The 24,963-nt window shown below is 60.3% G+C and carries 23 protein-coding genes; 11 read left to right on the top strand and 12 right to left on the bottom strand.

The window, feature by feature from the left end; all coding sequences use genetic code 11:
• Positions 1-336 precede the first annotated feature (336 nt).
• The 5 genes from I2E45_RS08640 to I2E45_RS08660 all read right to left on the bottom strand — a co-directional run bounded on the left by I2E45_RS08640 (position 337) and on the right by I2E45_RS08660 (position 4,869).
• Complete coding sequence (locus I2E45_RS08640; RefSeq protein ID WP_195445693.1) at positions 337-1,194, bottom strand: HAD-IIB family hydrolase; 858 nt, start codon at positions 1,192-1,194, stop codon at positions 337-339.
• A gap of 87 nt (positions 1,195-1,281) precedes the next feature.
• Positions 1,282-1,620, bottom strand: coding sequence for a P-II family nitrogen regulator (locus tag I2E45_RS08645; RefSeq protein WP_195445695.1), 339 nt, complete (start codon positions 1,618-1,620; stop codon positions 1,282-1,284).
• A 214-nt stretch (positions 1,621-1,834) separates the two neighbouring features.
• Positions 1,835-3,112, bottom strand: a complete 1,278-nt coding sequence (locus tag I2E45_RS08650) for an ammonium transporter (RefSeq protein WP_195445697.1) — start codon at positions 3,110-3,112, stop codon at positions 1,835-1,837.
• A 197-nt stretch (positions 3,113-3,309) separates the two neighbouring features.
• The gene (locus I2E45_RS08655; protein ID WP_271742305.1) at positions 3,310-4,329 is read right to left on the bottom strand and encodes a putative ABC transporter permease; all 1,020 of its coding nucleotides are present in this window, start codon (positions 4,327-4,329) and stop codon (positions 3,310-3,312) included.
• A 3-nt stretch (positions 4,330-4,332) separates the two neighbouring features.
• Positions 4,333-4,869 (bottom strand): HD domain-containing protein, encoded by a 537-nt coding sequence (locus I2E45_RS08660; protein ID WP_195445699.1) that lies wholly within the window; start codon positions 4,867-4,869, stop codon positions 4,333-4,335.
• Between the two features lie 228 nt (positions 4,870-5,097).
• On the opposite strand from I2E45_RS08660, the gene I2E45_RS08665 reads away from it, so the two are divergent.
• On the top strand, positions 5,098-6,879 hold the full coding sequence (locus I2E45_RS08665; protein WP_195445701.1) for a 1-deoxy-D-xylulose-5-phosphate synthase: 1,782 nt from the start codon (positions 5,098-5,100) through the stop codon (positions 6,877-6,879).
• A gap of 289 nt (positions 6,880-7,168) precedes the next feature.
• Here the strand turns inward: I2E45_RS08665 and I2E45_RS08670 are convergent, their stop codons facing one another.
• On the bottom strand, positions 7,169-8,371 hold the full coding sequence (locus I2E45_RS08670; protein ID WP_195445703.1) for an iron-containing alcohol dehydrogenase: 1,203 nt from the start codon (positions 8,369-8,371) through the stop codon (positions 7,169-7,171).
• 269 nt (positions 8,372-8,640) lie between these two features.
• Between I2E45_RS08670 and I2E45_RS08675 the strand changes: the two genes are divergently transcribed.
• From I2E45_RS08675 to I2E45_RS08695, 5 genes are all read left to right on the top strand, one after another.
• On the top strand, positions 8,641-9,636 hold the full coding sequence (locus I2E45_RS08675) for a glutamate ABC transporter substrate-binding protein (RefSeq protein ID WP_195445704.1): 996 nt from the start codon (positions 8,641-8,643) through the stop codon (positions 9,634-9,636).
• A 138-nt stretch (positions 9,637-9,774) separates the two neighbouring features.
• A complete protein-coding gene (locus I2E45_RS08680; RefSeq protein WP_035137611.1) occupies positions 9,775-10,434 on the top strand; it encodes an amino acid ABC transporter permease in 660 nt (219 codons plus the stop codon).
• On the top strand, positions 10,431-11,264 hold the full coding sequence (locus I2E45_RS08685; protein WP_195445706.1) for an amino acid ABC transporter permease: 834 nt from the start codon (positions 10,431-10,433) through the stop codon (positions 11,262-11,264). The genes I2E45_RS08680 and I2E45_RS08685 overlap by 4 nt, the downstream gene beginning before the upstream one ends.
• A 36-nt stretch (positions 11,265-11,300) precedes the next feature.
• Positions 11,301-12,065: an amino acid ABC transporter ATP-binding protein gene (locus tag I2E45_RS08690; RefSeq protein WP_195445708.1), complete on the top strand. Its 765-nt coding sequence runs from the start codon at positions 11,301-11,303 to the stop codon at positions 12,063-12,065.
• A gap of 87 nt (positions 12,066-12,152) precedes the next feature.
• On the top strand, positions 12,153-12,962 hold the full coding sequence (locus tag I2E45_RS08695) for a gamma-glutamyl-gamma-aminobutyrate hydrolase family protein (protein WP_195445710.1): 810 nt from the start codon (positions 12,153-12,155) through the stop codon (positions 12,960-12,962).
• 105 nt (positions 12,963-13,067) lie between these two features.
• On the opposite strand, the gene I2E45_RS08700 is transcribed toward I2E45_RS08695, so the two are convergent.
• The 3 genes from I2E45_RS08700 to I2E45_RS08710 form a co-directional block, all read right to left on the bottom strand.
• Complete coding sequence (locus I2E45_RS08700) at positions 13,068-13,424, bottom strand: Hpt domain-containing protein (protein WP_022094661.1); 357 nt, start codon at positions 13,422-13,424, stop codon at positions 13,068-13,070.
• A 24-nt stretch (positions 13,425-13,448) separates the two neighbouring features.
• Positions 13,449-15,329, bottom strand: coding sequence for a diguanylate cyclase (locus tag I2E45_RS08705; RefSeq protein WP_195445712.1), 1,881 nt, complete (start codon positions 15,327-15,329; stop codon positions 13,449-13,451).
• Positions 15,330-15,540: 211 nt separating this feature from the next.
• Positions 15,541-16,338 carry an alpha/beta fold hydrolase gene (locus tag I2E45_RS08710; RefSeq protein WP_195445714.1) on the bottom strand — a complete coding sequence of 266 codons (798 nt, stop codon included), beginning with the start codon at positions 16,336-16,338 and terminating at the stop codon, positions 15,541-15,543.
• 235 nt (positions 16,339-16,573) lie between these two features.
• Here I2E45_RS08710 and I2E45_RS08715 point away from each other — a divergent pair, with 235 nt between their 5' ends.
• The 3 genes from I2E45_RS08715 to I2E45_RS08725 all read left to right on the top strand — a co-directional run bounded on the left by I2E45_RS08715 (position 16,574) and on the right by I2E45_RS08725 (position 19,469).
• Complete coding sequence (locus I2E45_RS08715) at positions 16,574-17,350, top strand: radical SAM protein (RefSeq protein ID WP_195445716.1); 777 nt, start codon at positions 16,574-16,576, stop codon at positions 17,348-17,350.
• 160 nt (positions 17,351-17,510) lie between these two features.
• Positions 17,511-18,398: a type I methionyl aminopeptidase gene (gene map / locus I2E45_RS08720; RefSeq protein WP_117816942.1), complete on the top strand. Its 888-nt coding sequence runs from the start codon at positions 17,511-17,513 to the stop codon at positions 18,396-18,398.
• Positions 18,399-18,533: 135 nt separating this feature from the next.
• On the top strand, positions 18,534-19,469 hold the full coding sequence (locus I2E45_RS08725) for a D-2-hydroxyacid dehydrogenase (RefSeq protein WP_271742303.1): 936 nt from the start codon (positions 18,534-18,536) through the stop codon (positions 19,467-19,469).
• Positions 19,470-19,757: 288 nt separating this feature from the next.
• Here I2E45_RS08725 and I2E45_RS08730 read toward each other — a convergent pair whose 3' ends face one another.
• The 3 genes from I2E45_RS08730 to I2E45_RS08740 all read right to left on the bottom strand — a co-directional run bounded on the left by I2E45_RS08730 (position 19,758) and on the right by I2E45_RS08740 (position 22,222).
• Complete coding sequence (locus I2E45_RS08730) at positions 19,758-20,249, bottom strand: type II toxin-antitoxin system VapC family toxin (RefSeq protein WP_195445720.1); 492 nt, start codon at positions 20,247-20,249, stop codon at positions 19,758-19,760.
• The gene (locus tag I2E45_RS08735; protein WP_195445722.1) at positions 20,242-20,622 is read right to left on the bottom strand and encodes a hypothetical protein; all 381 of its coding nucleotides are present in this window, start codon (positions 20,620-20,622) and stop codon (positions 20,242-20,244) included. Before I2E45_RS08735 ends, I2E45_RS08730 begins: the two co-directional genes overlap by 8 nt.
• Before the next feature lie 214 nt (positions 20,623-20,836).
• A complete protein-coding gene (locus I2E45_RS08740; RefSeq protein ID WP_195445724.1) occupies positions 20,837-22,222 on the bottom strand; it encodes a M18 family aminopeptidase in 1,386 nt (461 codons plus the stop codon).
• A gap of 161 nt (positions 22,223-22,383) precedes the next feature.
• Here I2E45_RS08740 and I2E45_RS08745 point away from each other — a divergent pair, with 161 nt between their 5' ends.
• The gene (locus tag I2E45_RS08745; protein WP_195445726.1) at positions 22,384-23,469 is read left to right on the top strand and encodes a carcinine hydrolase/isopenicillin-N N-acyltransferase family protein; all 1,086 of its coding nucleotides are present in this window, start codon (positions 22,384-22,386) and stop codon (positions 23,467-23,469) included.
• Positions 23,470-23,608: 139 nt separating this feature from the next.
• Complete coding sequence (locus I2E45_RS08750) at positions 23,609-24,688, top strand: 6-phosphofructokinase (RefSeq protein ID WP_117778620.1); 1,080 nt, start codon at positions 23,609-23,611, stop codon at positions 24,686-24,688.
• Positions 24,689-24,963: the final 275 nt, after the last annotated feature.

The raw sequence follows: 24,963 nt of genomic DNA on the forward strand, positions 1-24,963 counted from the left end.
CATTGTGGCATCCCGAGCCCGCGGAAAGAAGCTGCGCCGCGGGGGAGGCGACCCAAATGGCTTTCTCATATCGTCTTACGTTGCTTCGAACGTTGCTTGAGTGCCTCGGAAAGCCCGACGAGCGCTGTGAAGAACGAGACCAAAGCGGTCAGAAGTCTCACAAAATCAATCAGATCGGTCATGGGCATCACCTCCCATCAGATGGAGGGCGTTGCCCGGCACATGGAACTGCCGCCAACGATACCGATTCTATCAAAGCGTAGTTGTATATGCGAATATATGTTCGTATTCCAAGAACACAGACCCCTGTGACAAAGGGGCTGCCCCTTTGTCACATTATTCGATGACAGTGTGGGAGTTTTGCTTGTGCATGGTGGCGAGCATGTGTTTGGGGACGGTGTGGACCATGCAGCTGCCGATGGTCGCACTCGCGGCGGCCTTAGCTGCATCGCTTGCGTTTTTGGTCGCGTAGCTGTGGCGGAAACGCTTGAGCATGGCGATGTCGTTGCCGCCGTCGCCGTAGACCGCGACCTCATCCTCGGCAATACCGTAGTAGCCCGCCAGCCAGGCCACACTCTCGCCCTTGTTACATGCCACGTCCGTGATCTCGAACATCACCGGATCGAACGGCGCGTTGACCACGCGGTCCGATCGCTCGGCCAAATACGCCTTAAGGTCGCGCTCCAGCTCGGGCCAGGTCACGCGACAGTTAATCTTGCATACATCGTGACGCAGGATGTCACCGATCGACTGGTCGAAATACTGTTCCTCGTGGTACCCGCCACGCGCACGCATACCACGCATCACGATGCGCTTGATAGGGCTGTCCTTTTTAAAGCCCGCCTGATGCATCTCGAACGAACCGCTCGAGAACATGCCATCGGGTGTGGAGCAATCAAAGCAAATGTCCGGGAATGCCTTGAGCAGCTCCTCGGTAACCTGCGGATCGATGGTCCAGGTCTTGAGCACCTCGCCATGACTGTCGCGCACGATGGAGCCGTTAGAGCAGCAGGCATCAAGCGCCAGGCCCGTAAAGCCATGCTCGCCGATCGGCAGCGTCGAGCGTCCGGTCGCGGGAACCACATGCAGGCCAGCCTCGGTCAGCTCGCGAATGGCACGGCGGATGGTCCCATCCGCCTCGTGCAGGGCGTTCAGCAGCGTTCCGTCTAAGTCACTCGCAAACATCTTGATCATGGACATGCCTCTCCTTCGTCTGCACGATATTGTAGACGAGAACGGGCGCACCCCAAGAGAGGCACGCCCGTCAGGCGAAAGATTGTTCTACACCGCGGCGGGGCCGTGTTCGCCGGTACGGATGCGGATAACTTCCTCGACCGGCTCGACCCAGATTTTGCCATCGCCGACGGCTCCGGTGCGGGCGGCGTTGCAGATAATTTCGACAATGCTGTCGACGTGCTCATCGGCGCAGATAAGGGTGAACTGCACCTTAGGGATCGTGTTGACAAGCAACTCGTTGCCGCGCACGTATTCCTTCCAGCCATGCTGTGAGCCGCAGCCCTGTACCTGGTTGATAGTCATGCCACGAACATCAGCAGCAAACAGCGCGTCTTTAAGAACCTCAAGCTTCTCAGCACGAACGATCGCCGTAATCTTCTTCATAGTGAATTCCTCTCTTCAAAAAAAGAAATGAATTGTCCCTCACATGGCACGGGTTTTCCAGGTGCCACAGACCAACCTTGTAGATCAGATAAGTGCAACTAACAGGTCTTAGCAGGTTTCCCAAGTGCCGCAGATCGGCCTGAAAGAGGAGTGCCGCGTACTTAAGGTACGCAAACGACGATTGAAGGCCGAGGTGCGGTGCTTGGAGAAGCTGCTAATCGAGTCCGGAGAACGAAGGGTAGGCGCTCTCGCCGTGTTGACTCGCATCCAAGCCCAGCGCCTCGTCGGCCTCGTCCACACGCAGGCTGCCGTGGAACAGCACCTTGACCACCGCGGCGATCACCAAATCGAGCACCAGCACAATAGCGACCGTCACCACAATGCCCAAGATCTGCGAGATGAGCAGCGACGCGTCGCCCGTGTAGAACAGGCCGCCCTTACCGGTCCACGAGAGCTCCGGCACGCAGAACAGGCCCGTGAGCACGCCGCCCAAGATGCCGCCAATGCCGTGGCAACCGAACGCGTCGAGCGCATCGTCGTAGCCGAACTTGGTCTTAAGATGGCTGATGGCCAAGTAGCAGACGGGCGAGACGATCAGGCCCATGACCAGCGCTGCCCACGGCTCGACAAAGCCTGCCCCGGGCGTGACCACCACAAGACCCGCAACCAGACCGGTGCTGGCACCCACCAGCGTGGGACGACCAGTGTGCACGCGCTCGACGGCAAGCCACGAGACCATGCCCGCCGCGCTGGCCGTCACGGTGTTGAGGATGGCGAGCGCCGCCACGGCGTCGGCCTTAAACTCGCTGCCGCCGTTAAAGCCAAACCAGCCAAACCAAAGCAGGCCGGCGCCGAGCGCCACAAACGGCACGTTATGCGGACGGTAGCTCACCATGCCAAAGCCGCGACGACGGCCGAGCATTAAGCAGAGGATCAAGCCCGTGAGACCGGACGAAATGTGTACCACGTCGCCGCCGGCAAAGTCGAGTGCGCCGATGATGTCGCCGATAAAGGAGCCCTCGCCGCCCCAGACCATGTGGGCGAGCGGCGCATAGACCACAAGCAGCCAAATGCCCAGGAAAGCCGTCATGGCACCAAACTTAACGCGGCCGGCTAGGCTGCCCGTGACGATAGCGGCAGTAATCATGGCAAATGCCATCTGAAAGGCGATGTTGATAATCTGAGGATAGACGGCACCGTCCGCGGCATTGCCCTCAGCCGCCTGCAGCACCTGGTTGAGCACCGGCAGGCACAGCAGCTGGTCAAGGCCTCCAATAAACGGGCTGGAACCGTCGCCGCCGTAGGCCAGCGACCAGCCGGCAACAATCCACAGCACACCAACCAGACCAATGGCGCCAAAGCACATAAGCATGGTGTTGATGACATTTTTGCGCCTGGACAGGCCGCCATAGAAAAACGCCAGACCCGGTGTCATTAAAAACACGAGCATGGTGCAGATGAGCATAAACGTTGTCGATCCCGTATCGTACATTCGCTCCCCCTTGATCGCATAAACGTTGTCGGCGCCCATAATGCGGCCGAGGGGCAACTGGTGTAGACCAGATACAGCGTTGTTAAACGCGGCGTTGTCGAATGGAAATGCTGCCGCAATCTTGGAAACGGCGCAGCAACGGACGCGAAACCAATGGGAAATACGCGAGCAAGGGGCCGCAAGCACACCCGTCCCGGCTAGCGCCGAAACAGCTCGTGAGCGCGGTCGCGGAGATTAGTTGCTCGAATGACACCTTCGTAGCGATTGATGCGCAGACGCGGGAAGGCATTGAAAAAGCGCAGGTCACGACGACTGAGTGACACGCTTGGCACCGGACGGCTCATGCGCTTGCCGGCAAGGCGACGACTGAGCGACGGACGCGGCATGTTCGGCGCGGCATCGGCCACGCGGCGGGCGGCAAGCGCCAGGCCGCGAGCACCATCCGCGATAAACGTCGGCATCGAAGCCTTCTCGCGCAGGGCATCGAGCGCGGCGTCGCCCAGCTCGGCCAGCCACGCGTTAACGGCACGGCTGCGGATATGCGTCTGTGCCACCGAGCCGATCGCCGAATCGGGAATACGTTCGAGCATAGAGTCGGACGCATCGGCAAGCGACTCGTTAATGCGGTCGGCAAGGTCGGCCCGGACGCGCTCCAGCTGATCAGACAGACGCCGCCAACTCGCCAACGAGCACACCGCGTCGACCATCATCGCGACCGCGACGATAAAGGCGGACAGCCGCACAATCAGCACCGGCAGATGGCCAAGCAGCCCCAGCAATGCCGGCTCCACTAAACGGCAAATACACAACGCACCCAAGCCAAACGCGCAGGCCCAGTACAGACAGATGCGTCCGTGCAGGTTAAACGGCAGGTGCGAGTAATCCCAAAAGCGAGCGCCCGTTGTTTTTTCCAACAGCACGCCTACGCTGTACTCGATCACGCTGCATACGAGCGCTGCAGCGACAAACTGGCTCGAGGCATCCGGAATCCCGCGCAACAGCAGCCAGCAGGCAATGCCGCCCACACCATAGATAGGACAACACGGCCCCAGCAAAAAGCCACTGTTGGCAAATCGTCCGTGATTGAGCATGGCGCATACTGTCGACTCCCATGCCCAACCGCAAAACCCGTAAAAGGCAAACGAGAGCACCAGTGCCGAGAGTGGGCAGGCGGCAAGCGTCGCACCGCCAAACGCCATATCAATCGCGGTCCCCACCGTCTACCCTCTCCTCTTTTCGCTCGATGCTTTACTCACGCTATCGTCTGTCTCGTCCTTGCGCCGCAGACGACCGGCGACCGTCTCACGCAGAGCACACCATTTATCCGCCAGGCACACAATCCATGCCTCACGACACGTCGGCGGCACCGGCACCAGCGGAAACATATGGCGTACGATAATATTCCGCTCACGAGACGTCAGCTCAAAATCTTCCTCGGCACGCGCCAGGGCAAAAAACGGATGCCGAAATCCGTGCAGGCGATGGCTCGGATCGGGATCGTGCCAGTCATAGAGAAAGTAATCGTGTAACAAGGCTCCGCGCAGCAGCGAGGCACGGTCGATCGAAATGCCAGCACGGCCCAAGTGCTCGGCAAAGGACAGACTTGCCCGTGCCACCGAGGTCACATGTGCATAGACCGTCACGTCGCCATGCTGGATAAACTCGCGCGTCAGGTCCAGACGGCCCGCCTGCGCCAGTTGACGGGCAGCATGGTCTACTTCGCACGCGATTTTCTCGGCACGAACGGCATCGGACATGCTGCCTCCTTCCAGCGGCTCACGGCGGCAAGCCACGGCCTGTGCACAATCGATAAAAACATCATGGAACACATCAGTATGGCATCGGACAAAACGTTTTGCCCCACCAGTTGGCGAATTACCGCGCCGCCGTCACATATCAAACGCCAAAATGTGCGAGACTGTCTTGTGCAATTGTGTCGGCCGAGGGAGCGCCGGCGCTCGATTCGCATGGAGTAACCCACAACGATGCTGCTTACGCAAACGACAACGCCCGAGGACGTCAAGGCTCTCGACCGCGCCGAGCTTCCGCTGCTCTGCGGCGAGATTCGCCACGCCATCCTCGAAAGCTCCGCCGCTGTCGGCGGACACGTTGCCCCCAACCTGGGCGTCGTTGAGCTTACGGTTGCGCTTCATCGCGTGTTTAACTCCCCTATCGACAAGATTGTCTTTGACGTTTCGCACCAGACCTACGCCCACAAGGCGCTGACCGGGCGCGCGTACACTTATATCGATCCGGAGCGTTATGGTGAGGCTTCTGGCTTTGCCAATCCCGACGAGTCCGAGCACGACCTGTTTGCCATGGGGCATACCTCGACCTCGGTGAGCTTGGGCTGCGGCCTTGCCCACGCGCGCGACCTGGCGGGTGACACGTATAACGTCATTACCGTTATTGGCGACGGTTCGCTTTCGGGCGGCCTGGCGTTTGAGGGCTTTAACAATGCCGCCGAGCTCGACAGCAACCTGATCATCATCGTCAACGATAACGACCAGTCCATCGCCGAAAACCACGGTGGCCTCTATCGCAATCTGGCCGAGCTGCGCGCCAGCAACGGCACCTGTGAGCGCAACGTTTTCCGCGCGCTGGGGCTCGACTATCGCTACCTGGACGCCGGTAACGATGTCCAAGCGCTGGTCGATACGCTGCAGGAGCTGCGCGATATCGATCATCCCATCGTGCTGCATGTCTCCATCGCCAAGGGCAAGGGCTTTGAGCCAGCCCAGAGCGACCCCGAGCACTGGCATCATGTGGGGCCCTTCGATATGGCAACCGGCCGCAAACTTTGCCCGGGCCACCCGAGCGAGCCCGCACCGCGCACCTATGCCGATATTACGGGCGAGGCGCTCAGCGCCGCCATCGAGCGCGATCCGCAGGTCGTGGGCATCACGGCCGCCACGCCCTACATCATGGGCTTTACACCCGAGCTTCGCGCCGCGGCAGGCAAGCAGTTTGTCGACGTGGGCATTGCCGAGGAGCACGCCGTGACCTTTGCCACCGCGCTTGCACGCTCGGGCGCCAAGCCAGTCTTTGGTGTGTACGGCACGTTTTTGCAGCGCGCCTACGACGAGCTGTGGCACGACCTGTGCCTCAACGACGCCTCTGCAACCATCCTGGTGTTTGGCGCGTCGATCTTTGGCACCACGTCCGAGACGCACCTTTCGTTCTTTGATATTTCCATGCTGGGCGGACTTCCCAACATGCGCTACCTAGCGCCGGCCTGCATGGAGGAATACCTGTCCATGCTGAGCTGGTCGCTCAACCACCGCGAGCATCCCGTGGCAATCCGCGTACCGGGCATCGGCTTGGTAAGCCGCCCCGATCTGGCGCCCGCCGAGGGCACCGGCTACAGCGTCGTTCGCTACAACGTGATGCGCCAGGGTCGCGACGTTGCCGTACTCGCGCTCGGCGATTTCTTTGAGCTGGGCGAGCGCGTGGCAAACCGTCTGACTGCCGAGTACGGTATCGAGGCCACACTCGTCAACCCGCGCTTTGCAACCGAGCTCGACCGCGAGTTCCTCGACAGCCTTGCCGCCGAGCATCGCGTTGTCATCACCCTCGAGGACGGCATCTTGGACGGCGGCTGGGGTGAGCGCGTGGCATGTTATCTAGCATGCACGCCGTTGCGCACGCGCACCTTCGGCATCGCCAAGGGCTTCCCCGACCGCTACGACCCCAACGAACTGCTCGCGCAGAACGGCATGACGGTCGAGAACATGGCCGCCGAAGCGGTACGCCTACTGAACGAGTAGAAAAACCTCCGCAAGGGAAGTACCCCTGCGAAGGTTTTTATTTTCGCGGCGCGATTATCTCGATCTGTAACATCTAGGGCCCGAATTCCCGTCTAACTGTTACAAATCTAGACAAAACGTCTTAGTCCCTGATCTTTGTCTCAATCTGTAACAGATAGAGACCTTTTGCCCGTCCAGATGTTACAGATTGAGACATTCGAATTCCCCTGAAGAGAAAATCTCAATCTGTAACAGTTACTCGGCAAAAATGGCTGCAGATGTTACAGATTGAGACAAAGTAGCAAGGCAACTAGCGGTAGCTTCGCTTGAGGATTTCGACGACGTCGGGCTCGGCTAGCGTTACGGGGTCGTGGCTGAACAGGACACCGTTGGTCGTCAGGGCATTGTGCGCGATGGCCGGCAGCTCTTCGACCGTAATCCCCCACTCGCTCATGGCGAGATCTGCAACGTGACAAGCCTCCATCAGGCGGGAGAGCTCGGCCACAAAATCGTGCGGATCATCCGCGGCGGCATCGCCCATCAGACGCGCCATGTCGATATAGCGCTCGGGCGCGGCGCCGTGATCGATCATCCACGTATGGTAGGCGCGCGCAATCATGATGAGTCCGGCGCCGTGCGGCAGGTCGTGATGATGCGCGCTCATGCCATGTTCAAGACCATGCGAGCCCGTGGTGCCCGAGGCATCCATGGCATAGCCACCGAGTGTGTTGGCAAACGCAAGGCTCGAGCGCGCCTCCAGGTCATCGCCTTTATTGACGCACGTAGGCAGCGCCGCGGTGGCACGGCGGATGCCTTCGCGGCAAATCATGTCACCCATGGGCGTGTTGGTATTTGAGATGTAGCACTCAACGCAATGGAACAGGGCGTCGAATCCCTGATAGGCGGTCAAACGTGCTGGAACGCTCACCATGAGCTCGGGATCGACGATTGAAAGCACCGGAAACAGGCGCGGATCGCCCAGACGAAGCTTCTCGTCATTTTCTTCGCAGGACAGGACACCGCCCGCGTCGACCTCGGAGCCGGTACCCGCCGTGGTGGTTACGCAAACAAGCGGCAGCGGATCATTGGGGATAGGCAGGCCGAGCGCAGTGCCGCCATTGACAAAGTCCCAGATGTCACCGGGGCATTCGTTACCCTCGGCATCGGTATGCGGGTTGGCCGCCACCGCGCAGATACCCTTGCTGCCGTCCATGACCGAGCCGCCGCCGAGCGCCAGGACAAAGTCGCAGCCATGGGTACGCGCCATCCAGCCACCTGCGTTGACGGTCTCGCGCAGCGGATTGGGCTCAATACGATCGAACAGCTCATGGGCCACGCCGGCGCGATCGAGCTCGGCCTCCAAACGTCCCAGATATCCAAAACGCTTGACCGAGTTGCCGCCGGTGGTAACGATGAGCGCTTTGATGCCGGGCAGCTTCTGCGCGCCCAGCTCGCCCAACTTGCCCGCGCCAAACAGCACCTTGGTCGGTGCGATAAACGAATAACCGTTCATACGCGATCTCCTTACTTATATATGTGTCGCGCTGCCGCCATTATAGCGACCGCTGCGAGCGATCATGCCGTCGACAAAGCGCTATCTCAGCTGTAATATTCGGCGTTTGCCCAGATAAAACCTGCCAAAATAAACCTGTCCCTTTTTGGTAGGTACAATAACCCATAAGGTAAGTATGTTTCTGAGTTATTTCGTGTTGACCCATTTGAGCGGGATGGGGTATAACTCTACTCAACCGCTAGGGATTTTATTGAGAAAGGTGTTCTACCATGAGCAAGAACCTCTCCCAGCAGGTCGTTCTCGACCGCCGCGGCTTCGTTGCCGCCACCTTCGCAACCGTCGCCGGCCTTGGTCTTGCCGGCTGCTCCGACACCAGCGCCGAGGCCGACAAGGGTTCCGCCGCCGGCTCCTCCAAGAGCTCCAAGGATACCGAAGTTTCCGCCACGCTCGACGCCAAGGCATTCGACAAGCTCGTCGACAACGGCCCCAAGGCCGATGACGACGCCATCGCCGCCAGCACCTGGGCCACGGCCGTTAAGGACGCCGGCGTCTTTAAGATCGGTGGCGTTCAGACCTCCACGCTCTTCTCCCTCCTCAACGAGAAAGACGGTCAGACCCGCGGCTTCGACGCCGGTATCGCACAGCTCCTGTCCAACTACATTCTGGGCGAGAACAAGGTCGAGATCACCCAGGTGACCTCGGACACGCGCGAGTCTGTCCTGCAGAACGGCCAGGTCGACGCTGTCTTTGCCACCTACACCATTACCGACGAGCGCAAGAAGCTCGTCTCCTTCGCCGGCCCCTACTACTACACCCAGCAGGCCATCCTGGTGCTCGCCGATAACGACGACATCAAGAGCGTCGACGACCTGGCCGACAAGAACGTCGCCGTCCAGTCCGGCTCCAACGGCCCTGCCATCCTGGAGGAGTTCGCCCCCAAGGCCAGCCAGCAGGAGTTCAAGACCGACGAGGAGGCCCGCCAGGCACTCCAGCAGGGTCGTGTTGACGCCTACGTCATCGACAACAACATGCAGCAGAGCGCCCTGGTCCGCGAGCCCGGCAAGTACAAGATTGCCGGCAAGCCCTTCGGCAGCAAGGAGCCCTATGGCATCGGTCTGCCGCTCGATTCCGACGGCGTCGCCTTCGTTAACGACTTCCTTAAGAAGATCGAGGACGACGGCACCTGGACCGAGCTGTGGCAGATCTGCATCGGCGACCGTACGGGCGACACCAATGTTCCCGAGCTGCCCGAGATCGGCGCCTAGGCAGCGAGCCTGGTAACGGCCGCTGCGAAACCATACGGAAACGCATGATGCGCTTTATTGCGGTAAACTGTTTCCTCACTGAGTTGTCGGGGCTTCCGTACACACGGGAGCCCCTTTCCTTATCGGCGGGAGGTCCGCATGAGTCTCTCCGAGCTCTGGTCGCTCTATGGCCAGAACTATATCGACGCGCTGCTAGCAACCTGGGGCATGACGCTTGAGTCGTTTGCCATCGCCATGGTGCTGGCCGTCGCCGTCACCGTGATGCGCGTGTCGCCGCTCAAGCCGCTGCGCGTCTTTGGCGACCTGTATGTCCAGGTCTTCCGTAACATCCCCGGCATCGCACTGCTCATCATCGTCGTCTATGCGCTGCCGCCGCTCAAGGTCGTCCTACCCTACCGCACCTGCGTTATCGTCGCCACGGTTCTTTTGGGCTCGGCCTTTGGCTCCGAGAACTTTATGAGCGGCATCAACACCGTCGGCGTCGGTCAGGTCGAAGCCGCACGTTCGCTCGGCATGAGCTTCAGCCGTATCCTCGCCAAGATCGTGATTCCGCAGGCGCTGCGCTCGAGCGTGTTGCCCATGACCAACCTCTTTATCGCCGTCATGCTCACCACCGCGCTCGGCAGTCAGGTGCCGTTGCAACCGCAGGAGCTCACCGGCGTGGTGAGCTACATCAACACGCGCTCGCTCGGCGGCGTCGCCGCGTTCTTTATCTCGGCGCTCGGCTACCTGGGCACGGCCTTTGTGGTGAGCCACATTGGCAACTACATCGATAAGAAGGTGAGGATCCTCCGATGAGCAAGCACTCCACCTCCGCGCTCACCATGCGCGATGCGCTCTACGAGGCTCCCGGCCCCAAGATGCGCGCCAAGATTCGCATCGGCACCGCCATCTCGCTTGTTGCCGTCGCCGTGCTCGTCGCCCTCGTGTTGCAGCGCTTTTATGTGACCGGCCAGCTTTCGGTTCACTATTGGTTTTTCTTTACGCACCTCACCACCTGGAAGTTCCTGCTTGCCGGCTTTGAGGGCACCGTTAAAGTCGCACTCACCGCTGGCGCCATCGCGCTGGTGCTGGGCTTAGCCCTTATGCTCGGCCGTACCAGCGACATTAAGCCGCTGCAGCTGGTCTGCCGCGTGCTCACCGATTTCTTCCGCGGCGTACCGAGCCTGTTGTTCATCTACTTCTTCTTTTTGGTGCTGCCCCAGTACAAGATCGCGCTGCCGTCGTTTTGGATGCTCACGCTTCCCGTCGCGCTCGCTGCAGCTGGCGTACTTGCCGAGATCTTCCGTGCCGGCGTCAACGCCGTGCCGCGCGGCCAGGTCGAGGCCGCCCAGGCACTCGGTCTCTCCAAAGCTAAAATCACCTTTAAAATCGTGTTGCCGCAGGCTATCCGGTTTATCATTCCGTCGTTGATTTCGCAGCTCGTGGTCGTAGTCAAAGACACCACCGTGGCCTACGTGGTGAGCTACCCCGACCTCATGCAAAACGCCCGCGTGCTCATTACCAACTACGACGCCCTCGTGTCGGTCTACCTGGTTATCGCGGTCATCTACATCCTCATCAACGTCGCGATCAACAAGGCCGCTGTCTATGTTTCGCACAAGACCGGCGCGACCATCATCCGCTAACGCTTTACCATTTCGAGTCATAAGGAGCCGAGCACCATGGCACAGAGCACCTCTTCCACCGGCAATCAGCCGCTGATCGAGCTCAGGCACGTCGATAAGCACTACGGCGATCTGCACGTTCTCAACGACATCAATCTCTCGGTCGACCGCGGCGAGGTCGTCGTTGTGATCGGACCCTCGGGCTCGGGCAAGTCGACCATGTGCCGAACCATCAATCGCCTGGAAACCATCGACTCAGGCGAGATCCTCATCGAGGGCGAGCCCCTGCCACAGGAAGGCAAGGATCTTGCCCGCATGCGTGCCGAGTTGGGCATGGTATTTCAGCAGTTCAACCTGTTTGCACATATGACCGTACTGCAGAACGTCATGCTGGGACCGGTCGATGTGCTGGGCGTCTCCAAGGAGGAAGCTCGTGAGCGCGCCATGGACCTGCTGGGCCGCGTGGGCGTTGCCGAGCAGGCCGATAAGGTGCCCGCACAGCTCTCGGGCGGCCAGCAACAGCGTGTAGCCATCGCACGTTCGCTTGCCATGCAACCCAAGGCCATGCTTTTTGACGAGCCCACGAGCGCCCTTGACCCCGAAATGATCAACGAGGTGCTCGAGGTCATGGTCCGTCTGGCCCAGCAGGGCATGACGATGATCGTCATCACGCACGAGATGAACTTCGCCCGCCGCGTGGCCGACCGCGTCGTGTTTATGGCCGACGGCCAGATCGTGGAAACCGGCACACCCGACGAGTTCTTCGACCACCCCAAGACCAAGCGCGCCCAGGACTTCCTCAACTCCATTAAGGGCCACTAGCCCAATTGCCACGCGGGCAAATTCATCAGTAACGTTTGTCCCGCGCCACCCCTGTGCCATGTCCACCCGGATTCGAAAGCCGCACCCATGATCGGAACCCGCACCTCATCGTCCTACACTCCGCACGTCGACGTCGATCCCGCTGACCGCCCGCTTATCCTGGTAGCACCACGCTGGGAAGAAGCGAAGCCCTATTTGAGCGAGACGCTCTCCCCCAACGAGGAGATTGCGAGCGTATTTGTCGACGCCATTCTTGCCGCCGGCGGTCTGCCGCTGCAGATGTCCATCACCGAGGACATTGAGGTCATCCGTCATTACGTCGATATCGCCGACGGCATCGCCATTCCCGGCGGCCCCGATGTCAATCCCAAACGTTGGGGCGATGATCGACCCTACGACCCCACCCTCTGCTGCGAGATCCGCGATAGTTTTGAGTTTAAGCTGGTCAGCGAGGTGCTCCGTGCCAAAAAGCCGCTCTTTACCACCTGCCGCGGCACGCAACTGCTCAACGTCGCCACCGGCGGCACCCTGTGCATGGACGTGCCGAGCCTGGGCGCGCGCGAGGGCCGCACGCAGTGGCGCCATACCCACGTGCTCAACGACCCTGTGCATCCTGTCGAGGTCGTGCCGGGCTCGCTGCTGGAGCGCGCGGTTGGCGGGCACAGGCTGATCCAGACCAACTCCGCACATCACTGCTGCGTCGATCGTCTGGGTAAGAGCACGCGCTTGGTCGCCAAGGCAACCGACGGCGTTCCCGAGTGCATCGAAGTCGAAGGCCAGCCGTTCTGTCTGGGTGTGCAATGGCATCCCGAGTACACCTGGCAGACGCTCGAGACCGACTTTAACCTGTGGAAGTCGTTTGTCGAGGCGGCGGCCAAGGTAAAGCAGACCCGCTAGTTCGCGAACCGCATAACAGATAAGGGCGCCCCGCCGGCCACATGGTCCGACGGGGCGCCCTTTTGCCTATACGCGACAGGCGCGCAGCCCAAGGCTCGCAAGCTCTTATTCGGCCGTCTCGCGCAGGGCCGACATCGTAGCCGCATATTGCTGCTGCAGCGCATGCATCCCCTCGCGAGCGCCGTCAACGGCATCGGCGCCGCGCAGCGCCTCGGTCACCACGACCGCCGGCTCGTACAGATTATCGAATCCCAGGTTCTGGCTCACGCCCTTGAGCGTGTGCGCTGCCATAAACGCACCTTCGGCGTCTCCCGCCGCCATGGCGGCCTCCAGCTTGTCCATGCTCTCGTCATCCAAAAACTTGAGGGCAAAGCGGGCGAGCATTTCCTCGCCCATCAGCCGAGCGCACGCGTCATCATAATTGGCGCCGATCTTCTCATACGCCTCACGCATGGAAATCATGGATTAAAAACTCCTTTGGTCAAACTAAATCGTGGGAAACGCGACAACGTCGGCGGGGCGTGCCAACGTCTCGGCAATTTGGTCTTGCACCTCAAGCAGACAATCGAGCAGCAGCGGGTTAAAGGTGCCGCACTTACCGTCCAGGATCATCTGAATTGCCTCCTTGTGCGGGATAGCGTCCTTGTACACGCGCACGCTCGTCAGAGCATCGTACACGTCGGCCACCGAAACCACCTGTGCGGCAATGGGAATTTCGTCGCCCTTAAGGCCATCGGGATAACCCTTGCCGTCCCAGCGCTCGTGATGCCAACGCGCAATCTGGTACGCATATTCCATAAGCGCATTGCCGGCGTGATGGCTACCCAGCTCAAGCAGCATGTCGGCGCCGATCGTGGTATGCGTCTTCATAATCTCGAACTCCTCGGACGTAAGGCGCCCGGGTTTGTTGAGAATCGCATCGTCAATCGACATCTTGCCGATATCGTGCAGCGCCGAAGCCAGGGCAATCGTGGAGCGCTCCTCATTGTCGAGGGAAATGGTGTCGCTACGCTGGACCAGACAGCCAAGCAGCAGCTCGGTCAGCTTTTCGATGTTCGTAACGTGCCTGCCGCTCTCGCCGTTGCGAAGCTCCATGACGCCAGCCATGATGTCGATGAGCATGCGACTGTTCTTGACACGCTCGTTGTACTGCTGGGACAGCAGGCTCGTCAGACGGCGCTGTTTGGCGTATAGGCGGATGGTGTTGCTTACACGGCGGCGCACGACACGGGAGTCAAACGGGCGGTTGATATAGTCCGAGGCGCCCAGCTCGTACGCGCGCAGAACCATATCATCGGAATCTTCGCTCGAAATCATGATGACAGGCAGATTGTCACTAACCGATCGGCGCGACAGACCGGCCAGCACCTCAAAGCCGCTTATGCCCGGCATGACAATATCCAGCAGCACGAGCGACAACTCATCACCATAGCGGTCGACCATGTCGAGCGCCGTACGACCGTTGTCGGCCTCGAGGATGCAATACTCGTCCTTGAGCATCTCGCTGAGAATGACTCGGTTCATCTCGGAGTCATCGACAATAAGTACCAAAGGCTTTTCGCTTTGGAAGGCCTCGATGGAATCGGCATCGGTCACGACCGTACCGGCTTTTGCCTTAGCGCGGCTCAGTAACTGGACAGCGCGGTCAACGCCCTCATCGACCGTCTCGCCATGAATGCGAACGCCACCAACACATGCCGTCAAGCTCACGTACTCATGGCCCGGAATAATCGTGGAACGAACGGCATCGGACACCTGATGCAGGCGACGGGTGAAGTCATCGGAGGGAATATTGGGCATGACAACCACAAACTTGTCGCAGCCATAGCGCACAAGCTCGTCAGTCGAACGGATTCCGCTGCGCATGGCTGTCGCCACGGCACCGAGCGCAAGGTCGCCGGCATGACGGCCACACGTATCGTTGAAGACCTTAAAATCATCAAGGTCGATCATCGCAACGCCGGCATTCATGCGGGCGCTACGGAGCTTTTCCTCGTAATATCGGCGATTGTGCACGCTCGTCAGCACGTCGGTGTAGACAAGGTCCTCTTTTGCAGCCTCTTGCCCATCGATCGGACGCACCATCAGCAGGACATGAGGCTCGCCCTCGACCTTCAGAGGGCGCAGATGGGCGCGGTACTCAACGCCATCGTTGAGCAGTTGCTCCGACACCTCATCGGAATCTGTCAAGGCCTCAAGACTTGCCTGGCGCAAACAAGGGCAGCGATCACCGGCGAGCAGGCAGTTAGGCTCGCTCTTAATCTGATCGGCCGACAGCAAACGTACCACGGGGTAGGTCTTCGCGACACGGGCGACCTCGGTGGCAGCCTCCTCGTCGGTTAGATTGACCTCGTGATTATTGAGCATATGGGGCCCTTTCGATAGCTTCGCATGGTAGCGGTGGGTTCCAAATGTTACAAGGGTAACACCTTGCCGATGCAGGTAAGCACGTGAATGCTGTTACATTTTTATGAGTTGGCAGACGGCGCGATTGAAGCCGCAGACGTGAGGTTTTAAGCATATTTGTTAACAAGGCCGAAACGTTTGCGGGTGAAGTCTGCTTTGGCTATTGCGGGTGTTAGAGCCCCAGGATGCCAAGGACAGTCTGGGCAGCCGCTCCCGGGCGATCGCGCAGGCCGTTGTGCGCGCCGGGAACCATTACGAGTGGACAGTCCAAAAGCTCAGCCGCCACCCTTGTGCCCGCCTCGCGAGGCGTGCCAATCGAGAGCTCGCCCAGGAGCACGGCGGCCACCGTTTTCGACGCACGAACGCTATCCCAATCGGGAACGCAGGTCATAGTAATCCCGTATTCGTTTGCCATGAAGCTGCGGCCGTTGCGCAGGGCATGCTTGGCTTCTGCCTCGGTTAACTTGGGGGCCTCAGGGTCCGAATCGCCGATGGCGCCCAGGAAGGCCCGTAATGCCCTGGAGACCTTTCCCGCGGCGATCATCTCGAGCAAAACCGGGGCCGCGCCCAGACCGGCACCCTCATCCGTCACGGCGGGTTCATGCAGAATCGCACGCGAGATTATGGCGGGGTTTGCACGGAGAAGCTCCAGGGCCACCAACGTACCGGCACTGTGCGCGAGCACGTTTGCCGGAGTGCCAATATGCTCGATAACGGCCTGCAGGTCCGCGGCCTGGACGGCGAGGTCGTAGCGTCCGTCTGCAGCGTCGCCGCTCTCGCCGCAACCGCGCCGGTCGTAGGTAATGACGCGATAGTCACAGGCGAGCTCGCGGGCGATGGCGTCAAAAAAGACGCCGTCGACGCAGGCACCGTGCACGCAAACCAAGGCGGGTGCATCGGACGATACAACCGGGCCGGCATATTCGCGACAGGCGATCGTGGTGCCCGCATTCTCGACCGTAAAATCCATACTGTATTCCCATCGTCAACGCCACCAGGCCGTGCCGGGGCGCGGCTTGGCCAGATGGCGTCATTTTGTGTGTACATGAATGCGTTTACTGTACCCGACTCGCACTCTTTCATGACGGGGTTTCGTAAACTCACCCGATTGCAAGGTTTCTGCCTAAACAACAGCACCCAAACCCGCGACCCACATGGAGGCCGATGCTATGCTTAAGCCCAACTGTCCCAAGGAGCATATGCCTATGTCTACGTTTTTAAATGCCAGCCCCATCTTTGGGCCCGTCCGCAGCCGTCGCCTGGGCCTTTCGCTCGGTGTCAACATGATGCCGGCGAGCGGCAAGATTTGCACGTTCGACTGCATCTACTGCGAGAACGGTCTCAACGCCGAGCGCCCCTGCCACGAGCCCTATAACACCGCTGCCGTGGTGCTCGACGCACTTGAGGCCAAGCTGCACGAGATGGCAGCTGAGGGTAAGCTGCCCGATGTGATCACGTTTGCCGGCAACGGCGAACCCACCGCCGCGCCGGAGTTTCCGCAGGCCATCGCCGGTGCCGTCGCGCTTCGCGATCAGCTGGCCCCAAACACCAAGATTGCCGTGCTTTCCAACGGCACGCGCGCCGACCGTCCCCAGGTGCACGATGCGCTCATGATGGTCAACGACAACATCCTCAAGCTCGATACGGTCGACCCGGCATTTATCCAGCTGCTCGACCAGCCCGTTGGCCCCTACGATGTAGGGCACCAGATCGAAACGTTCGCGAGCTTTGACGGTCACGTTATTATCCAGACGATGTTTTTGAGCGGCGAGCACCGGGGCAAGCCCCTCGATAACACCGGCGAGGAGTACGTCGGCCCTTGGCTCGCGGCGCTCGAGCGCATTCGCCCGCAGGAGGCGACCATCTACACGGTGGCGCGCGAGACACCGGTCGCCGGCCTTGCCAAAGCGGCGCCCGACGTGCTCGACACGATCGCCGCACGCGTGCGCGCCCTCGGCATTCCCTGCCAGGTGAGCTACTAGCAAAACCACGCAGCAGCTAGTGCCCGCCATCCCACTCCATCAGTTGCGGTGATATAGTTCCTATTTATGCTGTTAAACCGCTTAAATCGGAACTATATCACCGCAACTTTTATGGACGCGCGGGTGGGCTATACTAGCTGCGAATGAAAGGAAGTTAGCCATGTTTGACAATGGACCCGTACCTGGCCGCAACGACGCTTGCTGGTGCGGCAGCGGCAAAAAATATAAGAAATGTCATAGCGCCTTCGACGAGCGCCTCGAGCGCCTGTGGGAAGAGGGCTGGGAGGTCCTGCCCCGCACGCTCTACAAGACGCCCGCCGATATCGAGGGCATCAAGCGCTCGGCCGCCATCAACGTGGGCGTGCTCGACTACGTAGGTGAGCACATCGCCGCGGGCATGACCACCAACCAGATCGACCAGATGATCTACGACTACACCGTCGAGCACGGAGGCACGCCGGCAGACCTCAACTACGAGGGCTACCCCAAGAGCGTGTGTACCTCGATCAACGACGTGGTCTGCCACGGTATCCCCTGCGATACGGATGTGCTGCACGAGGGCGACATCATCAACGTAGACTGCTCCACGATTTTGGACGGCTACTTTAGCGACTCGAGCCGCATGTTCTGCATCGGCGAGGTCTCTGCCGAGCGCCAGCGCCTGGTCGACGTCACCCGCGCCAGCGTGGAGGCGGGCCTGGCGGCCGTCAAGCCATGGCTGCCGCTGTCCGTTATGGCCGAGGCCGTGCAAAAGACGGTCGAGGACGCCGGCTTTAGCGTGGTGCGCGAGTACGGCGGACACGGCATCGGTAAGGAGTTCCATGAGGACCCGTTTGTGGGCTTTACCACCGAGGCGCCCGATGTGGACACCATCATGGCTCCGGGCATGGTCTTTACCATCGAGCCCATGGTCAACGCCGGGGCGCCCGACATTAAAATTAGCAAGGGCGACGGTTGGTGCGTGCGCACCAAGGACGGCAGCGATTCGGCCCAATGCGAGGTACAGCTCGTAGTGACCGAGGACGGCTACGAACTGCTGAGCTGGTAGCCGCAAATGCGCCGGGCTTCGCGATGGATATGTTAACCATCGCGAAGCCCGGCGTTTTATTTGAACGTTTTGCCTGATACAACCTGCCAAAATAAACCTGTCCCTTTTTGGCAGGTCGAGCGGAGAGGACTGCTAGTGAACATCCTGGTTTTGCTGCCCGTCAATGACCGCCATCGCGCAATTCTTGAGTCGAGTGCTCCGGGCGAGGACTTTATCTACACGAGCGCCGACGCCGCCACACGTGAACAGGTCGCCGATGCCGACGTGATCTTGGGCAACATTGACCCTGCCCTGCTTACCGCATGCGAGCATCTCCAGTTGTTGCAATTGCAGACCGCTGGCTATGACGACTATCTCGCCGCCGGCACCGTGCCGGCTGAAGCCAAGCTGTCTTGTTCGATCGGCGCCTACGGTCAGGCCGTGAGCGAGCACATGTTTGCCATGGTGCTATCTATGATGAAGCGTCTGCCCGGCTATCACGACTTGCAGCGCGAGCATCGCTGGGAGGATTTGGGGCCGGTTACCTCGCTCAAAAACGCCAACGTGCTGGTGCTGGGCGCGGGCGATATCGGCGGCCATTTTGCCACGCTCTGCCGCAGCATGGGCGCGCACGTCCGCGGCATCAAGCGCCATCCGCTCGTCTACCCCATTGTGTTTGAGGATATGGACGGCATGGACGCCCTACCTGAGCGCCTGGCAGAGGCCGACATCGTCGCGTCCTTTATGCCCAGTACGCCCGAGACCCGCGGTCTGGCGAACGCCGAGTTCTTCGCCGCGATGAAGCCGGGCGCCTTCTTTGCCAACGGCGGCCGCGGCGATCTTGTAGTTGCCGAGGACTTGGCTGCCGCTCTGGAGTCGGGACATCTCGCCGGCGCCGCGGTCGACGTCACCGACCCCGAGCCGCTGCCCGCCACAAGCCCCCTGTGGGATGCGCCCAACATGCTCATCACGCCGCACGTCTCGGGCTGGTTCCACCTAGCCGCCACGCTCAACAACGTGGTCGACATCGCCGCGGAGAATCTACGTCACCTGCAGGCCGGCGAGACCCTGCGCTGCTGGATCGAGCATTAGGTTGTTCCGGTGTTTTACCAAACGCCGGAACCCCTCGACGCTGCGAGCCCCATGGGTTCCGCCGTTCTAACGAACGGCGGACCGGTCGACGCTGCGACCCCGTCTGGACGGCAATCTGCCTTTCAATCGTCGGGCATGGCCAGAAGGCCAATGCCCTCCTCTTTCAAGGCACCTTGCTCGCCCAGACGGGCTCTCGCTGACTTTTGTTCAACCTATAGGGACTGGCTGGCGCGGCCCTGCCTGGAGACATTCGCTGACTTTTATTCGACCTGTGGGGTCTTCAAATTGTTAGAGCGTTGCTAAGTAATTCTTTGCGTCTTTTACACTCATTGCGGCGACTGGTGCGTGTGAGCAGAGCTTGACATCGTTGGTGACCAGAAGGTCTGCCTTTGCGCGCATCGCTGCCGCGATGATTAAATCGTCTTCGTAATCGCTATGGAGCTTACGCTGCTTACTCGCCATCCATATGTCGCTCAGATCGCAGGGCACGGGCGTAGCAAGTTGCGACAACACATCAAGACAATCCCATGCGAGTGATGTCGCCGCCGAAGCGACATCTTGAGACAGCGAACCATGCTCGCGCCGATACCACGCCTTTTGTTCGCTCGAAATCAAATAGAACAGGTCTTTGGACGATGTCGCCGCATACATCAGCTCAGCCTGAACCGTACACGCATCACGCAAAAACTCAATTGCCGCCGAACGACCGCGTCGTGAAGGGATGAAATAATCAAGCCAGACGTTGGTGTCAACCAAGATGTGCTTAGGATTCTCACTCATAGAGCCAGCTCATCTCCTCGCCATAGCGATCCGCATAAGCATTCCGTTTGAGCTCTTCATTACCCGAGGGCTGCACCCTAGCCAAGTCAATTCCCGACTCGCGGCAAACAGCAGCGAACAGTTGCGAACCCTGGTCGATGAGTTCGAGCTTGTGCTTGGCGGCTTTCTCTCGCTCGCGCTGTTTCGCCCGGGCACGACCGGGCGAAAGAATGTCCTGGAGCGCGCCGGGCCGATCAGCCAGAGATGCCGCAAGTTGCCAGAGCGCACGCACCGCTTGGCTCGGTGTAATGCCAGCGCTAGAGAGCGCAGCATCACCGCTCCGCTTGAGATCGGCATCGAGACGCACGTTGATCTGAGCGGCTGTTGTGGTCATGACCCCTCCTTAATACTTCAAAACTATCATAAAACTCTATGGTAAATACGTAAAGCATGTATAGCATTTATAAGCATTAGCCGTACTCTGTACACAAAAAGCCGCCGAGGCGCACTGCACCTCGGCGGCCACGCATCACAGATCTAGTTCGGTTTCGCCCTTTGCATTTGCCCAGATAAAACCTGCCAAAATTAACATCCCTTTTTGGTAGGCTTTAGAGCTCCACGCTTTCGGCGCCGTTGATGGTTAGGTCGCGCTCGTAGAAGGCGGTGAGGGCGCGGATGGCGTACATCACGTCGCGTACGCCGCCGGTCTCGTAGCTCGAGTGCATGGCCAGCTGCGGCAGGCCCACGTCCACGGCATGCATGCTCGCCTGCATATTCGACAGGTTGCCGAGTGTGGAGCCGCCGGCCATATCGCTCTTGTTGGCGAAGGCCTGCGTGGGCACGTCGGCGTCATCGCAAATAGCCTGGAACACCGCGCGGCTAAAGGCATCGGTGCAGTAGTGCTGGTTGGCGGCTTCCTTAATGACAATGCCGCCGTTGAGCACAACCTGATTGCGAGCATCGCACTTCTCGGCGTGGTTGGGGTGCACGGCATGTGCATTGTCGCAGCTCACGAGCATCGAGGCGGCAAGCGCGCGATGGTACGACTCGTCGTCAAAGCCCAGCGATCCGTTAATGCGGCGCAGCGCGTCGGCCAAGAACGTCGACATGGCGCCCTGCTTGGTCTCGGAACCAACCTCCTCGTTATCAAAGCAGCAAAAGACCGAAACGTCGTGCGCGTTCTCGGCACCCAAAAATGCCTGCAGCGAGGTGTAGGCGCAGGCCAGGTCGTCAAGCTTGGGCGTCGAGATAAACTCGTCGGCCCAGCCCCAAATGCGCGCATCCTGACGATTGACCAGGAACAGGTCGCGGCCCAGAATCTGCTCGGGCTCAACGTCCAGCTCGTCGGCGATCAGAGCATCAAAGTCGCCCTGCTTAAGATCACCGGCGCTGATGAGCGGGCACAGGTCGACGGCGCGGTTGGGCGCAAAGCCCTCGTTAACGCCACGATTCATATGGATGGCAAGGCTCGGAATGATAGCGACCTCGCGCTCGGTGGCAAGCAGGCGGCTCTCGATACGGTCGCCCTCGCGCACCAGCACGCGACCGGCCAGCGCCAGCGGGCGATCGAACCAGGTGTAGTCGATCATGCCGCCGTAGGCCTCGGTGTTCAGGCGCAGCGCCTCGCCCGCGCCGTCAAGTTCGGGCACGGCCTTGACCTTAAAAGTCGGAGAATCGCTGTGCGATGCCGTGAGCTGAAAATGATAGTCACCGGCAACGCCGTCCTCGCCCCACGTCGCGGCCAGGTCCTCGCCCACCTTAAAGGCAACAACGCTCGAGGTGTTGCGCTGCGTGTAATAACGCCCGCCCGGCTCGATGTCCCACGCCGCGTTCTCGGGCAGGTAGGTAAAGCCCGCCTCGTCGAGCTCGGCCATAATGGTCGCCGCCGTATGGAACATGCTGGGGCATGCCTCGATAAAGTCGATAAGGTCGTTGGCGGCCTCGATATCATCGGCCGTCACATGCGCGCGCTCGGGCGTTTCCTGATCCGTCATGCTCTCCCCTTTCGCTGGGTTGATGGTCCCCTCCAGCATACCCCGCCACGCCAGCGCCGCACTCTTCATTCCGTGCTTAATTCCGCGCCACTCACCAAGTTGAGCCATCATGCCCGCGCTCCTTTTGCGACAATTGCGCTAACAGGACGAGAGGAGCCGTCATGAAGCCACGTAACATTGCCATCACCTGCGGTGTCGCGGGAGTCGCCGTCGGCCTTGCCGCTGCCACCGGTATCGTTTATCACAAGCAAATCAAGTCCGCCGCGTCGCTCAAACGCTTGACCGGCTACGCGGATGGCTATGACCTGTACGCAATCGACATCGCCTACGACTACGATCTCGATCGCATCATCGCCGCTGGCGCGCGCGACGATCAGGCCTACATCGATGCCGTGGTGGCGCAGGTGCTGCCCGGTGTGCCGGCACATGTCCAGGCGCCCCAGTTTGCCTGCAGTGCTTTTGTCGCCGTAGATGCCGAAGGCCGCGTGCGCACCGGTCGCAATTACGACTTTAAGGACGACACCTCGGCGCTGCTGGTGCGCAATCACCCACGCGGCGGCTATGCTTCCATCGGGCTTGCCGCCCTTAACAACCTGGGCGATAACACTCCGCTTGACTCCGTCGCCGGACGCGCCGCGGCACTCATGGGCCCGTTTGCCCAGCTCGACGGTGTTAACGAATGCGGCGTGTCCATTGCCGTACTCACCCTGGATTCCAAGCCCTGTGACCAGGACACGCAACGCCCCGTCATCAATACCTCGCTCGCCATCCGTCTGGTGCTCGACTGTGCCGCCACCACGCAAGAAGCTGTCGACCTGCTTTCCGCCTACGACATGCACGCCATGGCAGGACGCGATTACCACTTCTTTATCAACGACGCCGCCGGTGACGCGCACGTAGTAGAGTGGGATCCGCGCGATCCGGACCGTGCTTTCAAAGCGACTCCCGTACGCCAGGTTACGAATTTCTACGCCTGCTATGGCGACGAAGTGCTGCCCAACCAAAAGAATGGCGAGCTGGGCCATGGCAAAGAGCGCGCCGTCGCAATCGCCGATGTCCTTGACGCCCATGTCGGTGCCCAGGACGAAACGATTGTCTGGGAAGCCTTGCGCGCTGCAGCGCAAGAGCCCAATCCGGAAGACATCACCAGCAATACGCAATGGTCGGTCGTCTTTGACAATACCGAACCCGCCGCCGCCATTACGCTGCGCCGCCACTGGGGCGACGTCGACGCCTTCGCACTGTAAGGAGCCAGGCCCATCGGCCTTACGCTCGCCTGACGTTGTTTACATTTCCATACGCTTGAGCTAACACGTTTTACCCCGTATCAACAGTGTGCGGGGGTAAACTTATGCGCATGTTATAACTTGCCCGGAAGGATTCATCATGCTTAGGATCGGTCTTCTTACCAGTGGCGGCGACTGCCAGGCACTCAACGCCACCATGCGCGGCATTGTCAAAACACTTATGACCAACAGCGAAGAGCCTATCGAGATCTATGGTTTTGAGGACGGCTACCAGGGCCTTATCTACAGCAGATTCCGTGTCATGACTCCCGCCGATTTTAGCGGCATCCTCACCCGCGGCGGCACCATCCTGGGCACGAGCCGTACGCCGTTCAAGCGCCTGGACACTCCCGAGGCCGACGGCGTCGAGAAGGTGCCGGCGATGGTCCACACCTATCATAAGCTGCAGCTCGACTGCCTGTTTATGCTGGGCGGCAACGGCTCCACCAAGACCGCCAACCGCCTGCGCGAAGAGGGCCTCAACGTTATCGCCCTGCCCAAGACCATCGATAACGACACCTGGGGCACCGAGTTGACGTTTGGCTTTACCAGCGCCATCGACGTCGCTACCAAGTGCATCGACGACATTCACACCACCGCCTCAAGTCACGGCCGCGTGTTCGTTATCGAGATCATGGGTCACAAGGTTGGCTGGATTCCGCTGTATGCCGGCGTCGCGGGCGGCGCAGATGTCATCTTGATTCCCGAGATCCCCTACGACATGGATAACGTCATCAAGACCATCGAGCATCGCATGGAGACCGGCAGCCGCTTTACCATCGTGGCCGTCGCCGAGGGCGCTATCTCCAAGGAGGACGCGGCGCTGTCCAAGAAGGAGTACAAGAAGAAGCTCGCCGAGCGCACGAGCCCGTCAATCGTGTACGACATCGCCAAGGAGATCGAGGCCAAGACCGGTCGCGAGACCCGCGTCGCCATCCCCGGCCACACGCAGCGCGGCGGTCAGCCCGACGCCCAGGACCGCATCTTTGCGACTCAGTGCGGCGTCGAGGCAGCGCTCGGCTGCCTGCGCGGCGAGTTTGGCTACATGATCGCCCTGCGCGACGGCAAGATGTGCCACATGCCGCTCGAGGATGTCGCCGGCAAGCTCAAGTATGTCGACCCCCAGAGCGATCTTGTGCGCGAGGCCAAGGCATTGGGCATCAGCTTCGGCGACGAATAGCCTCGGCTGGAACCGCCCCCATCGGAGGCCCCAGGGCTTACCTCCCAAATCGTCCTCGGACATGTCAGGACCCCGCCGTGCGCTTCGCGCGGCGGGGTCCTTCCGTCCTGCGGAAAGATTTGGGAGGTAAGCCCTGGGGCCTCCTGCGGTAACTAGGGAGGCCGAGGCTATTCGTCTTCTTGCTGCGGATGCCTAGGGGGTAGCGCGCAGAGATGTGGTGTAAGAGGCGGGGCATGCCCCGCCTCTTCCCTTTCTTGAAAGGGAGGGGACACCGC

This window comes from Collinsella aerofaciens, assembly GCF_015555045.1.
Lineage (GTDB): Bacteria > Actinomycetota > Coriobacteriia > Coriobacteriales > Coriobacteriaceae > Collinsella > Collinsella aerofaciens_W.

Coding starts and splice junctions, on each gene's coding strand:
- I2E45_RS08675 (WP_195445704.1), top strand. CDS start 8,641: ATGAGCAAGAACCTCTCCCAGCAGGTCGTTCTCGACCGCCGCGGCTTC.
- I2E45_RS08700 (WP_022094661.1), bottom strand. CDS start 13,424: ATGATTTCCATGCGTGAGGCGTATGAGAAGATCGGCGCCAATTATGAT.
- I2E45_RS08690 (WP_195445708.1), top strand. CDS start 11,301: ATGGCACAGAGCACCTCTTCCACCGGCAATCAGCCGCTGATCGAGCTC.
- map (WP_117816942.1), top strand. CDS start 17,511: ATGTTTGACAATGGACCCGTACCTGGCCGCAACGACGCTTGCTGGTGC.
- I2E45_RS08745 (WP_195445726.1), top strand. CDS start 22,384: ATGAAGCCACGTAACATTGCCATCACCTGCGGTGTCGCGGGAGTCGCC.
- I2E45_RS08740 (WP_195445724.1), bottom strand. CDS start 22,222: ATGACGGATCAGGAAACGCCCGAGCGCGCGCATGTGACGGCCGATGAT.
- I2E45_RS08710 (WP_195445714.1), bottom strand. CDS start 16,338: ATGGATTTTACGGTCGAGAATGCGGGCACCACGATCGCCTGTCGCGAA.
- I2E45_RS08730 (WP_195445720.1), bottom strand. CDS start 20,249: ATGAGTGAGAATCCTAAGCACATCTTGGTTGACACCAACGTCTGGCTT.
- I2E45_RS08650 (WP_195445697.1), bottom strand. CDS start 3,112: ATGTACGATACGGGATCGACAACGTTTATGCTCATCTGCACCATGCTC.
- I2E45_RS08665 (WP_195445701.1), top strand. CDS start 5,098: ATGCTGCTTACGCAAACGACAACGCCCGAGGACGTCAAGGCTCTCGAC.
- I2E45_RS08695 (WP_195445710.1), top strand. CDS start 12,153: ATGATCGGAACCCGCACCTCATCGTCCTACACTCCGCACGTCGACGTC.
- I2E45_RS08680 (WP_035137611.1), top strand. CDS start 9,775: ATGAGTCTCTCCGAGCTCTGGTCGCTCTATGGCCAGAACTATATCGAC.
- I2E45_RS08640 (WP_195445693.1), bottom strand. CDS start 1,194: ATGATCAAGATGTTTGCGAGTGACTTAGACGGAACGCTGCTGAACGCC.
- I2E45_RS08670 (WP_195445703.1), bottom strand. CDS start 8,371: ATGAACGGTTATTCGTTTATCGCACCGACCAAGGTGCTGTTTGGCGCG.
- I2E45_RS08685 (WP_195445706.1), top strand. CDS start 10,431: ATGAGCAAGCACTCCACCTCCGCGCTCACCATGCGCGATGCGCTCTAC.
- I2E45_RS08645 (WP_195445695.1), bottom strand. CDS start 1,620: ATGAAGAAGATTACGGCGATCGTTCGTGCTGAGAAGCTTGAGGTTCTT.
- I2E45_RS08705 (WP_195445712.1), bottom strand. CDS start 15,329: ATGCTCAATAATCACGAGGTCAATCTAACCGACGAGGAGGCTGCCACC.
- I2E45_RS08660 (WP_195445699.1), bottom strand. CDS start 4,869: ATGTCCGATGCCGTTCGTGCCGAGAAAATCGCGTGCGAAGTAGACCAT.
- I2E45_RS08715 (WP_195445716.1), top strand. CDS start 16,574: ATGTCTACGTTTTTAAATGCCAGCCCCATCTTTGGGCCCGTCCGCAGC.
- I2E45_RS08750 (WP_117778620.1), top strand. CDS start 23,609: ATGCTTAGGATCGGTCTTCTTACCAGTGGCGGCGACTGCCAGGCACTC.
- I2E45_RS08735 (WP_195445722.1), bottom strand. CDS start 20,622: ATGACCACAACAGCCGCTCAGATCAACGTGCGTCTCGATGCCGATCTC.